Here is a 13,556-nt window from a genome sequence, read left to right as displayed (position 1 = left end):
TTCTACGAGAATATGGTTTTCAAATATGGGATTAATTTCTTAATAATCTTACTATTTTCAATAAATAGTTATGCACAAACAACTTTTTCTATCCAAGGATCAATCGTAGATCAAGAGAATAAATCACCGATAGAATTATGTACAATATCGTTAATCCTTAAAGATAAAATATTTCAAAAAGTTAACACAAATAAAGAAGGTAAATTTTTACTGAAAGAAATTGAAAAAGGAAACTATGTGCTTGAAATTGAAAGTCCAGGATACACAAGTTTATTGGTTCCTATAAATCAATTAGCTGCTAATTTAGTTTTAGATGATTTTTTATTAGAGAAAAAAATCGATAGTTTGGATGAAGTAATTATTGAAGGATCGTCTAATGATAAACTGATAGAGCGAAAAAACGGAAAAGTGATTGTCCGTGTCGATGCAGATATTATGAATAAAGGAGCATCGATGACAGATATAATGGAAAATATTCCTTCGGTTGATGTTGATGAAAACGGTGCAATTTCCATGCGTGGAAGTACTGATGTAAGAGTCTATATTAATGGAAAACCAACACAGCAAAGCTTAGATCAGCTATCGCCTATTAATATCTCAAAAGTAGAATTGATTACTTCTCCATCAGCAAAGTGGGATGCAGATGGTTCTAGCATTATAAATGTGATCTTGAAAAAAAATAGAGAAAGAGGGTTAAATATTAATGGAAATTTTAGTTACACTCAAGGGATTTTTGCAAAATACAGATCAAGTCTTTCCGCTAATTATACAGTAGATAAATTCAGTTTCAATAGCTCAATATCATATAATAAAAGTAAAAATTATTTTGAAGGGAGAACGCAAGATTTTTTAAATGATATCCTACAAATAACAGAAAACGTAAACAGATCAGATAATCGTGCATTTACCTTTGGAGTTGATTATTTCCTTAACGATACAAATCAGTTTTTTGTAAACTATAAGCGTAATTTTACTTCACCAACATCTATTTCTAATTTCGTAGTAAATAATTTAGATAGGAATTTTCATGAAACAGATTATGATTATAATAGTCATGATTTGAATGTTGGATACAAAAAGATTCTAGATGGAGAAAATCATTTTTTAGACATTGAAGCCTATTTTGCATGGTCGCCAGGTGATAATGAATCTGAAAGAATATCTGAAGGCAGTTTAGGAAATAATATACTTTTGTATGATTACAATGGAAGTGGAAATTTAGCGCAGTTTAATATCGATTACCAGAAAGAAATTTCTTCGAAACATTCAATTGACCTTGGATTGCAATCTAGCTTTCAAGATATTAATCAATTCTTGCAAAATACAAGTATAAACAATCCGACATTTCCTGACTTTGCATTAGATTACAATTTCTCCAGAGATATAATTGCTGGATATTTTAATTACAATGGAACCTTCAATAAATGGAATCTAAGTGCTGGATTTCGAACTGAATACGTAAAACGAGAATTGGCGTTAAATGCTGAGAATTATGACTATGATTATACACAGTTCTACCCAAATGTATTTATCTCTAATACTATAAATGATGCAAATTCAATATTCTTGAGTTATAATCGAAGATTAGTAAGACCACAACATTGGCAATTAACTACGATTCCAAAATATTTCTCTCCTACATCGTACGCGGTTAGAAACCCTGAATTACAGCCTTCTTACATCAATGCATTGGAGGTATCCCATAACTATCAAAAAAAAGGATTCAACCTATCAACAAGTGTTTACTATAAAAACATGAATGATAGAATCTCTCACATACAAAGACCATCAGATGCAAATTCGGATATATACATTTTCACGCTAGAAAACATTGAAAGTGACAATTCTTATGGTTTGGAAGTATCTAGTAGATGGAAAATAAATAATTGGTATACCATAACAAATACAGTAGACGTAAACAATGCTACTATACGAACAATAATAGACACGCAGATAATTGAAAGAGATTTCACATCATATTATTTAAGAAGCTACAATAGATTTAAATGGAAGAAGCATAATTTTCAATTAAACTTCAGATACAAAGGAAATGCAGTTTTCCCACAAGGAAAAAGGAATCCTTACGGTAAAGTTGATTTTGGTTACAGTGAAAAAATATTTAAAGGAAATGGAAATATCGCGATTCAATTGTATGATATATTCAATACGTACAATCCAGAATATGAAATAAGAACTGACAATGCTTATAGATTGGGTGTGTTTGAGCCTGAATCAAGAAGATTGCGAATATCACTTTCATATAATTTCAAATCAAATAAGACTAAAAATATTAAGCGAAAGCAAAGAAAATCAATTGAAAGAAGAGACGTGAATGGCGTCCAGTTTTAACAGTATTTTTTTGCTGTCTAATGTAATAAAGTATATATTTGGTGGTAATTATTCTTATAAGAAAATTAATTAAAATTATCATTATGAACCATTCGAAAAAAGATTTAAACGCATTAAAACAAGCGATGCTAACTAAATTAGAAGAAGCTAATTTAGTAGGTGGAAGATTATTAGCAGGATGCTGCACACAAGGATGTTGTGGAGAAGAAGAAGGTGGAGGATTAGCTGCTCCAGCTGCACCAAGTACTGCTGCACCAATTAACTAATCCTTTAGGATAATTAATAAGCTTGAAAACTATTAGTTTAATTAATTAGCGAATGTATTTTTAACATTCGCTTTTTTTTATTTAAAGAATTTCTGTAATGAAAAAAGAGGAAAAAGTATGGTTTCCGATAGCACTTTCCGATCTAGAAAAAGAAGCGCTAAAAAAATTAAAATCTACCATAAAACAAACTCCCCAAGAGTTAGATAGTAACTTACTAAACAAAGTAGATGCAAAAGTAAATATCTTATTAAAAAATAATGTCAAAATAATAGTTGAAAGAAACAGTTTACCTAATTTATCGCATTTAATATGTGGTTGGGGAAACTTTATATATGAAGGTGCGCCTATTATTGAAAAAATGGAAGATTTCATTTTTTATAAAAACAATCAACCTTTTATCAAACAATGCGATCCTGAAGGAGATTTTCATCCATGGCAATCGTTAGCATACACAAGTATGGCAGGAGTTGATTTTAATAAAGTAAAAGTAAAAAATCATTCCTTAAAAGACTTAGCGTTCAACAGTGTTTGGATTAATAAAAACAAAGGAGAAGAACTAGGTCACCTACTTTTTGCCTTTGCAAACAATTACGAAAAAAACGATTTAGAAAATATATTTTATCTAGGTGGAGTTTCACATAATTTAGAAGAATTAATACACAGAGGAATTGATGCACACGATTACGGAGGATTTGAAGTCTGTCGTAAATTTCATTTGTCGGAAGGATTATGTGCTATCACATCCAAAGTTCCGCAATTAGAGAAATATAAGCCAGATGCACAACGGTTTTTAGATGGCCAAACAGAAATGGTTGGGTTAATACAACTCATCTTTGAGCAAATACTCAATGAAGATGGCGACCTTACTTTGCTTACATCAATAAGAGATAAAATGGTGATTCTTAGTTATTTTGAGAATCATGTGTATTATTTAGGACACGCTATTGAAAATGCTTGTTTCGGAATGCTGAATGGATTCAAAATAGATATGGTTCATTATAATTTAATGATCAAAGCTGTCAATACAGCAAATAGATTTTTATATCATTTTGGATTAGATGCTATAAGCTTTTTAGAAAGTTTCCTTTCCTTAGGACATTACAGAAGAGCATCATTGCTATTGCTTGAAATTTCAAAGCATGTAGATGAAAATCTAAACTTGGATGCTGATTTTAATATCAATGAAAAACTAAAACTATATACGGTTGATTTAGATGCGATTCAAGAAGAAAATTCAGCATCGACTCCACAAGATGCAGATGAACAACATTATAAAGAATACTTCTTATTTTCAGTAAAAGATTACAACGTTTTACCAAGACTTAATGAAGTGCTAGAAAATGAAATCTTAAAAGAAAGTGAGTTGGAATTAAAAGGAGGATTTGAACACTTTAGAAGATATCATCCAAACAAATGGCCACGTTCTGTGCATTTTGAAATAGTGCAATACACACTTAATAATTCAATTGGTGTAGAACTACACATTGAAGATGCAGCATACAAAGATTTGTTTTCAGGTTTAGAAGAAATACATCAACACATTAAAGCAAACGTTCCAGAACTAGAGGTCTCAATAGATGAAACTTGGTACAATTGCGGACGTTTACATATGTTATATAATGAAGAGGTTTCTACCGATAAAATTATTCAAGACTTTATAAAATTGATAGCACTAAGTGAAGAGAAAATTTCTAACAGAATGCAAGCATTAGAAGTATAAAAACTATGACGTTAAAAAAAATAGGCTTCTTATGTATTGGTTTAAAAGGATGGATTAGTTTAGAAAGAACAAAAACATTTTATATAGAAAGTTTACAAAATACACACGAAATAATTTTAATTCATAGTGAGCAGGAATTTTTTAATAAACTGGATAGCTTTGATGTAATTATTAACTTTTTTGGAAATCTTGTATGGGAACATAAAGATAAAATTAAAACACCAGTGATATTTTGCTTACATGGCGGAGCTGTTTTAAATTATAAATTCCTAATCAACAATGCTGAAAAGGTAAGTGCTCACGATTCTTTCATTGTCAATTGTACAAGTGATATAGCAATCTTAAAAGAAGTGTTTAAAACGCCTCCAAATATTCACTTGCTTAAGTTACCAATCAGTAAAGATATAGAGCTGAACTATTCTAAAAATGATTGTAAATCTGTATTCAATATCAATGAGGATACACTATTATTAGGATATGTAGCTAGGATTTTACCTCAAAAAAACCTGAATCATGCAATTCACATGCTGAACAAAGTGAAACAGGAAGTTACAAAAGATGTAAAACTTATTATAATTGGAGACTATTGGGTAGATTATCCAATTCTAAATTGGCAAAAAACAGAAAACGAATATCACACGTATATCAATGAACTCATAGATTCGTATCAACTAAGTGAAAACATAATTCAATTTCAATCAAATCTTAGTAATGACGAATTAACCTTGTGTTATGGGGCTTTGGATTTCTTAATGCATCCTACAAATTCTTTAGATGAGAACTTTGGCTACGCACCTATTGAAGCTATGAAATGTGGTACTCCTGTTATTGGAACTGCTTATGGAGGATTAAAAGATTCTATTCTGCATGAAAAAACTGGTTTCTTATTAGATACTTGGAGTTCAGCATCAGGAATAAGGTCAGAATATTACAAAGGATTAGAATTTATAAAAAAACTCTACGGTGATGCAACCTTAAAAGCAGCAATAACCAACAATTGCTTGGAAAGAGCTGAAGAACATTATTCTTTTAAAAGTTGTGCTCAGAATTTAGTTGAAATAGTCAATGTTGCTACGAATGCTGAAATGTCTACAATTAGCATGACAGGTAATTTAGACTTCTTAACATATGAGGAAAATGAGTATTTGCCAAAAGTAAAACCCTCATGGAGTTATTATCAAAAAGTAGCGCAAATATATTGTAATACGTCTATTAAAAACATAGAATTTTCAAGTGCACTTTATCTGAGAACTTTCAGTAGATTTACCATTCAAGACAATCAAATTACATTTCAAGATCCTGCATGGCCATTAAAAATACCTTTTACAGCGCAAACCAAAGAGATCTTAGATATTTGTATGACTGGCATTAATTATGACCAATTGCAACTAAAATTATCGTTTAAATTAGATACGAATGCACTATTGAATTTACTTTCAATAGGAGCTTTAGTATGTTCTCAACACAAAACAGCATGAATGTAAGTATTATTATTCCTTGGAGCAACAGACCTGACTTGGCAGAGAGTTTAGAAAAGAATTACAATAAATTCAATCTTGATCACATAGAAATCATTATTGTCAATTTTGGCGGGAATATTGCAGAAGTTACTGAAATTGTAAATACATCCGCACTAAATAATATTAAACTAATACATATAGAAAGTGATGTATTCAATAAATCAAAAGCATTAAACATTGGCGTATATCATGCTAAAAATGAAACAATATTTATTTTAGATTGTGATATCGTAATCAATGATTCAATTGATGAAATTACAGCTGCTTTAAAAGATGAGAATTCATTTCTAACGCTGCAAAAAACGACGGAGAGCAACAGAAGTACTAAGAAAATAATAGAAGGTGAAATAAAAGAACTTGCATACTATATTGGTTTTAAAAGTCAAAATGGAAAGGAAGTTTTAGTAGAAACAAACCGAATGTTTCTATCTGAAAATGCCAGAAGTTGTCCAGGCTTAGTAATTCTTTCAAAATCTAATTTTATCAAAATTGGTGGTATGAATACTGATTTAGTCGGTTGGGGCTGGGAAGATATCGATTTGGTATATCGATTAGAATTCCATGGAATTGAAAGAGTGAAAAAAGGAAACTGTATTCACCTAAGTCATTCCGACAACAAACGTTATTTGATCAAAGAAGACAAAGCTACAAATGAAGATTTAAACTTTAAAAAAGCGCTTGCTAATTATTTAATTGGCGACTTTTTAGGAACTTACGAAGAAGATATTGAAGCATTGTAATTTAAAATGATATTATATCATAAAAATCAAGCTAGATTTCTTTTCTTCAATAAGAAAATAATACAAAAAAAAGGTATATTTACTATTGATATACTCAAAAAAATCCAATTAATTTAGAATAATATAATCCATTGATAAAATAACATGAATATCATACAAATAGATTCTTGTGAACCAAAACTGAAAGAAGGATTTGAAAAAGTCTTCAAAATGCGTATTCATTATGAAGGTGCAATTTATCAAAATAACGAAGAAATTGAGCGTGAATACTTCAAAACTGGAAGTATATTTTTTGTAAAATATATAATAAATTATATAGTAAAAGGCGAACAATACAAATCAGATCAAATTATCTTATTCTTTCATAAAAATGAAGAATTGGCATATTGCTTGTTTTATAACGGCTTAGAGGTAGAAGAATACCATAAATTTGATCGAGACGGAGATAAAACTATTGAAGCAATTAGAAAATAGAGTACATGAAATTAAAATCATTATTTAGTATACTATCCTTTCTTTTAGTTTGTAAAGTAGGATTTTCTCAAGAAGTTAAAACAGATAGTCTCGATATAAAAATTGGGCAAATGCTGATGTTAGGTATTGGAAGCGATACCAAAATAGAAGCTAACAATAAAATTCTAGCTGACATCAAAGCTCAAAAATTGGGCGGTGTATTGATCTATGAGAAAAATATAACAAAAGAAAATTCAGTAAAAAACTTAAAATCATTAATTACCATATTACGAAAAGATGCAACGCTTCCATTACTAGTAAGTATTGATGAAGAAGGTGGAAAAGTAAATCGATTGAAGCAAAAATATGGTTTCCCAAAAACGGTTTCAGCAAAATATCTTGGAGATGTTGATGATATAGATTCTACAAAGTACTACAGCGACATTATAGCACACAATTTATTGGAGTTAGGAATTAATGTAAACTATGCACCTGTGGTAGATGTTAATAATGCAGACAATCCGCCAATTGGAAAAAACCACCGTGCTTTCTCTGAAAAGCCAGATGACATAGTTAAACACGCAAGACAAGTAATCTTAAGTCATCGTTACTTCAATGTGAAAACGGTTATCAAACACTTTCCTGGACACGGAAATTCCAAAGAAGATTCACATTTCAATGTAACAGATGTTAGTAAATATTGGAAGCAAAAAGAAGTTTTTCCATATGTCAAATTACTATATGAAGGAAATGTAGATGCCATTATGACAGCGCATATTGTAAATGAAAAACTAGATGATTCTAAACTTCCAGCGACCTTATCTAAAAAAATAATGACAGATTATCTAAGAGGTGATCTTGGTTTTGAAGGCGTTATCTTTTCTGATGATATGCAAATGAAAGCAATAGCTGATCAATTTGGTTTTGAAAAATCTATAAAAATGGCAATTCTTGCTGGCGTAGATGTATTAATGTTCTCGAACCATATTCCTATGAAAGGTAGAGGTATGATTCTTCCACAAGATATTATTGACATTGTAAAAGAAATGGTTACCAATGGTGAAATTCCTGAAGAACTAATTAATGCATCATATAAAAGAATTCTAAAATTTAAGGAAAACCTTTAACAACACTGTTCATGAAAAAAATTCTAATTACAGGAGGAACTGGTTTTTTAGGACGTGCGTTAGCGCGAAGACTTAAAGAGGAACATCATGTTGTACTCTGCGGTAGAAACAACTATCTAAACGAACGTGTTCGTAAAATAATAGGTTGTGAAGTCATTCCAATGGATATTACAAATATGGACGCTGTACGCGAAACACTTTCGCTAACAAAACCTGATATAATTATTCATGCAGCAGCTACTAAATACATACATTTAGCAGAACAATTTCCAAATGAATGCTTAGATATAAATATCAAAGGATCTCAAAATGTTGCGAGAGCTGCGATAGAAAACAATGTAGAATCTGTTATTGGAATCTCTACAGATAAAGCGAGTGCACAAACCAATTCATTCTATGGACTATCTAAACGAGTGATGGAAAAGTTATTCGTCTTAATGAATGACGATACAAAGACAAAGTTTGCCTGTGTGCGTTTTGGAAACATTGCTTGGTCTACAGGTTCGGTATTTCCAATTTGGAAAAAAATGTTGAAGGAAAATGACAATTTAATAGAAACTACTGGTGCGCACATGCGACGCTTTATTTTTAGCTTAGACGATGCAGCAAAACTGGTTGAAAACTCATTAATTCATATAGAACATACGAAAGGGAAAATACTTTGTCCAGAAATGAAAACGGTGCATATGCAAGATGCTTTAGACTGTTTTATAGACATAAATGGAGGAAGTTATAAAAAGATTCCTGCGAGAGCAGGCGAGAGCATTGATGAAGTTATGATTGATCCATATGAAGTAAAATCTACTTCAAAAATAGAGCTTAATGGTGAATCATTTTTCTTGATTCATAATCATACAGTAGACAATTCGATTGAAAACTCAATTGCTACGGATAATCAGGAAACATTGCCATACGAAGAATTAAAAAAGCTGTTAACATTTAAAACCGATGCCATATTTTGATTAAACATGCTTTAATAATGGCTGCTGGACGAGGACTACGAATGATGCCTCTTACGAGTCATACCTCAAAAGCAATGATTCAGTTTAATAATGCGATGCTTATTGGGAATTCGTTAAAACAATTAAAAAATTTAGACTTAGATTCTATTAGTATTACCGTAGGATACAAAGGCGCCGAATTAGCAGAATATGCTATTAAAGAAGGTGTTCATAATATTTTTAATACCAACGGGAAAGGAAATTCTTGGTGGTTGTACAATACATTACTAAAACAATTGGACGAACCAGTATTAGTCTTAACTTGTGATAATATTGTTGAAATTGATTTGCAATGGATTTCTGAGCAATATAGCAAGCTCAATTCTCCAATGTGTATGTTAATTCCAGTAGCGCCTATAGAAGGAATTGAAGGAGACTTTATTCAAAAAGATGGCGATCGAATTACAGCATTAAATAGATTCGAAAAAAGCCTTATCTATGGTTCGGGAATACAAATTATAAACCCGAAAAAAATTAATAATAACACACAAAAAGTTGAAAATTTTTATGAAGTCTGGGAGCAACTGATTTCAAAAAAACTTTTGTTTGCTTCAGATACATATACCAAAACGTGGTATTCTATAAATACCGAAGCACAATTGCACATTGCCGAAAAATTATATACAAACATATGAAACATTCTTGCAAAAAATTATCAGCATATTAAAAGATAAATTAGAATGTTCCACTTGACAAGAATAGAAAATAAATAGTAACAAATGAAAGAAAAATTAGCAGCTATACTGACCGAGATTTTAGAAGATACGATCACTCCAGAGCAAATTCAGGAAGAAACCAATCTTACTTCCGAATTAGGGTTGACATCACTCAATATGATGTATTTTATTTTAGAAATTGAAAATGTTTTTGGAGTTGAGGTTGATTTAGAAGAAATTGATTTAAGAACATTCTTTACCTATAAATCACTCAAAGAATATATTGAGCGTGAGTTATCATAAAAAATGAGCATACACAAAGAAGCGAATAGCGCCATTACAATTAATATTGTTACTTCCATTATTGGATATGGAGTATATTTTCCTGCGCGTATTATATATGAACAGTTGAAAGCGCTAAACTATAATGTAAATATCTATATTATAGAACGTTACTTTGATGCTAATGCAATGTCAGAATTCGAAAAAACAAGAGCTGCATTTGAAAAAGATGTACGATTGGTTCGAATTGCTTCCAAAATTCCTGTTTCGTACACTCAAAAATTAAATGCTGAAAAAACGGAAATGCTATTTAATGAATGGGCGAAAAACCACAGTACACACTTTCTGTGTTTCACAGGATTATGGCTTGAAACACTTTATGAATATAAAAAGAAACATCCAACTTGCGTAATAGATACTTGTAGAATAGATTCTGCAGTTTCTTCAACTTGGGGAACACTTTCTTCTTTAAACGAGCTAATCACAAACGATCTATCTTTTTTTAATGCAGTAGAAGGTAAAATCAATTATGTTTTAAACATTCCTGAAATACAAGCTATTCCTTTTTCAGAACGAAAAAATAGTGTAACCATACATGGTGGCGGTTGGTCTTTAGGAGACTTTGCAAATACAAAAGATGAATTTATACCAGCATATCATGTAAATTTGATTGTCAATGAAATAGAAACTGATATTTCAGAAAATGAACACTTAACATTGTATGCAAACAAACCAAAATGGAATCCTTTATATGAAGATGGTTTTCCTCCTTTTGGTAAAATAGTTAGAAGCGAAGCATCTCAATTTAATTCTTATGAGAAGCATCCAGGAATTCTAAAAGTTATTAGGCAAAGTAAAGCTATTGTTAGCAAGCCAGGCGGAATGACACTAATGGATTCTTTAATCACTGAAGCACCACTAATCTTCCTTAAATCCGTTGGAAAAAACGAAGACAGTAATAAAAAACTATGGGAAACATTACAGCTTGGAATCCCAATGAAATCATGGCAAGAAAGTATGAATAAAAATGCTGTTTTAGACGAAATTCATCAACGAATTACTGCCATTAAAAAGGAAACTCCATGTTTTCTAACAACATACACAAACTTATTAAGCAAACATTAAAATCATGCAACCAAAAAGCACCAAGCCATATACGACAGAATCATTAAAACGATTTAAAGAAAAAATCGATTTCACTCGAAAATGCTATACTGAACGACTTAAAGATCCTACGTTTGCATCTGAAGTTCCTCGTGAAATAGGATTAAAGCTAACCAATAGATGTGATTTGCGTTGTACACATTGCTTTCAATGGAACGATGTTGGTTTTCATAGAGAATTAGACAAAAAAGAAGTAAAAGTTCAAGGAGATTTAGATATTGATATCGTAAAAGATCTATTTGAGAAAACACGTCAAAGAAAATCACATATCTACTTATGGGGAGGCGAGCCAATGATTTATACGTATTGGAATGAGTTGGTAGAATTATTAGCAAATGATCCTAGAGATACAGTAGTTTGCACCAATGGACTATCGATAAAACGAAAAATAGATTCATTGATAAAAATATCTGATAAACTCACCACTTTAGTAAGTGTGGAAGGATTAGAAGCGCAGCATGATAAATTAAGAGGAAAAGGTACTTTTAAAAAGATAATGGCGAATGTTGATCATTTGATCGATTTGCAAAAACAAGGTGTTTACAAAGGACATATTTCTATTGCTGCAGTATTTAGTGAAGACTTAATTCCGCATTTATATGAATGCTGTGAGTATTTTGAGGAAAAAGGAGTTGATACCTTATACTTTAACTTTCCGTGGTACATTCCAGAAGATGAAGCACAGGCTATGACTGATTACTATGACGAAAATTATTCATGGCTTGAAAAATCACGTATAAAAAGAAAAACATGGGAATCGTTTGACTTTCATATAGACATGAGTAAATTGAATGACTTACTTGCTCAAATTAATAGAATTTTAGACAAAACCTGGGATATTAGAATTCGTTTTCAACCAAATTTAGAATTGCATGAAATTAAAGGATATCTCGAAGGTAAATCTAAAGCACCTTCATGTAAATCTACATGTTTAGGAATTTCAAATCGTATGGATGTAATGCCATCAGGAACTGTAGTTTCTTGTAAAAAGTTTACAGAATTTAAAATGGGAAATCTTCATTTAAATTCTATGGAAGAAGTATGGCATGGAGAAACATTTAATAAATTTAGAGAAACACATAACAACGAATTGATGCCTATTTGTGCTAAATGTGAAATTTTGTTTTCTAATGGAATGTAATGATGAATTTGTATGATTTTATAGAAAAAAATATTCTTTGCTAGCTGCACTAAAAGAAGTCAGTATACTAGAATGAACCATCAAGTAATATGGCTATAAAAATTTTTAACCTTTTAGGAATTTCACGTGATTCAATTTTTGAAGAAAAATTACCTTTCTCAACATATCTAACTGATTTCATTCAGGAAACTGATGCGCATAATTTTTCAGGAACCTTATTGCCAGAATCTATTGAAGGTCCAATTAATCCATGGTTTTTTGCGCAAGAGTTATTAGCTAAATCTTCAAAATTACCTTTTATAGCTATTAATCCTTGTTTTGTACATCCATTATATGTGGTTCGAAATATTTATAATTTATCTACTTTCTATCAAAGGCCAATTTACCTGAATTTCATTACAGGCGGTTCAGCAGTGGATTCATCAAAGATAAATGACAAGTTATCTAAGGAAGAAAAATATAATCGATTAGATGAATTTATAACAATAGTAGCAGAATTATTAACGGAAAATGAACGCGAAACGTACAGTTTCAAAGGTGTCTATTATACTTTAGAAGATATTATATTTAAAGGTTCGTTACCTGAAAAATTATTGCCAGTTTTTCATATTGCAGGAAGTTCAGAACATGCCGAAAATTTAATTCGAAAGAAGAACATAACACAGCTAAAGATGGGCGAAAGCGCATCTAATATATCGATAAATGCCACTAAAAAAACAAGTTATCATTTTGGTATTATAGCCAGAAAAACGAAGGAAGAAGCTGAAGAAGTCTTGGCATCATTTTGTAAGCTAGATAGGAAACGGTCTATTTTACAACAAATCTCTATAAAACAATCAAATTCGGTTTGGAAGAAAAAAGTGTATGAGAATTATAAAAACGATGAAGAAGATTCTATTTACAGTTTAGTACCTTTTATACAAGGCTATTCCGACGTTACTTACTTAGTAGGAAGCTATAATGGTGTTATTCAGTATGTAAATAATTATATTGAGAAAGGAATTGAAAGTATCATTATTGAAATACCTAAAACAGGTTATGATGAATTGCAGGAAATTAATAAAGTAATTAGAAGATTAAAAAAGTAATCATTAGAAAATAATCGAGCTTTCTGTTGTATGCTATTACAAGAAAATA

Annotated in this window: 13 protein-coding genes; all 13 read left to right on the top strand. The window is 30.7% G+C overall.

Annotated features, from left to right (window positions below):
• Positions 1–12 precede the first annotated feature (12 nt).
• On the top strand, positions 13–2,349 hold the full coding sequence (locus ACUUYC_RS02235) for a TonB-dependent receptor (protein WP_474263363.1): 2,337 nt from the start codon (positions 13–15) through the stop codon (positions 2,347–2,349).
• Between the two features lie 83 nt (positions 2,350–2,432).
• Complete coding sequence (locus ACUUYC_RS02230; RefSeq protein ID WP_474263361.1) at positions 2,433–2,615, top strand: hypothetical protein; 183 nt, start codon at positions 2,433–2,435, stop codon at positions 2,613–2,615.
• Between the two features lie 97 nt (positions 2,616–2,712).
• A complete protein-coding gene (locus ACUUYC_RS02225) occupies positions 2,713–4,335 on the top strand; it encodes a hypothetical protein (protein ID WP_474263359.1) in 1,623 nt (540 codons plus the stop codon).
• Between the two features lie 5 nt (positions 4,336–4,340).
• Positions 4,341–5,813: a glycosyltransferase family 4 protein gene (locus tag ACUUYC_RS02220; RefSeq protein WP_474263357.1), complete on the top strand. Its 1,473-nt coding sequence runs from the start codon at positions 4,341–4,343 to the stop codon at positions 5,811–5,813.
• Positions 5,810–6,595, top strand: coding sequence for a galactosyltransferase-related protein (locus tag ACUUYC_RS02215; RefSeq protein ID WP_474263355.1), 786 nt, complete (start codon positions 5,810–5,812; stop codon positions 6,593–6,595). The genes ACUUYC_RS02220 and ACUUYC_RS02215 overlap by 4 nt, the downstream gene beginning before the upstream one ends.
• 144 nt (positions 6,596–6,739) lie before the next feature.
• Positions 6,740–7,069 carry a hypothetical protein gene (locus tag ACUUYC_RS02210; RefSeq protein ID WP_474263353.1) on the top strand — a complete coding sequence of 110 codons (330 nt, stop codon included), beginning with the start codon at positions 6,740–6,742 and terminating at the stop codon, positions 7,067–7,069.
• Between the two features lie 5 nt (positions 7,070–7,074).
• Positions 7,075–8,175, top strand: coding sequence for a glycoside hydrolase family 3 N-terminal domain-containing protein (locus ACUUYC_RS02205; protein ID WP_474263351.1), 1,101 nt, complete (start codon positions 7,075–7,077; stop codon positions 8,173–8,175).
• A gap of 11 nt (positions 8,176–8,186) precedes the next feature.
• Positions 8,187–9,137, top strand: a complete 951-nt coding sequence (locus tag ACUUYC_RS02200; RefSeq protein WP_474263349.1) for an SDR family NAD(P)-dependent oxidoreductase — start codon at positions 8,187–8,189, stop codon at positions 9,135–9,137.
• A 17-nt stretch (positions 9,138–9,154) separates the two neighbouring features.
• Positions 9,155–9,811 (top strand): nucleotidyltransferase family protein, encoded by a 657-nt coding sequence (locus tag ACUUYC_RS02195; RefSeq protein WP_474263347.1) that lies wholly within the window; start codon positions 9,155–9,157, stop codon positions 9,809–9,811.
• 84 nt (positions 9,812–9,895) lie between these two features.
• Complete coding sequence (locus ACUUYC_RS02190) at positions 9,896–10,135, top strand: acyl carrier protein (RefSeq protein WP_474263345.1); 240 nt, start codon at positions 9,896–9,898, stop codon at positions 10,133–10,135.
• Between the two features lie 3 nt (positions 10,136–10,138).
• A complete protein-coding gene (locus ACUUYC_RS02185) occupies positions 10,139–11,239 on the top strand; it encodes a hypothetical protein (RefSeq protein ID WP_474263343.1) in 1,101 nt (366 codons plus the stop codon).
• 4 nt (positions 11,240–11,243) lie between these two features.
• Positions 11,244–12,419 carry a radical SAM protein gene (locus tag ACUUYC_RS02180; RefSeq protein ID WP_474263341.1) on the top strand — a complete coding sequence of 392 codons (1,176 nt, stop codon included), beginning with the start codon at positions 11,244–11,246 and terminating at the stop codon, positions 12,417–12,419.
• A gap of 89 nt (positions 12,420–12,508) precedes the next feature.
• Complete coding sequence (locus ACUUYC_RS02175; protein WP_474263339.1) at positions 12,509–13,507, top strand: LLM class flavin-dependent oxidoreductase; 999 nt, start codon at positions 12,509–12,511, stop codon at positions 13,505–13,507.
• Positions 13,508–13,556 lie beyond the last annotated feature (49 nt).

This window comes from Kordia sp. E (assembly GCF_056033805.1).
The sequence above is the reverse complement of the archived record's forward strand: the minus strand, read 5'-3'. Positions and strand labels throughout refer to the sequence as shown.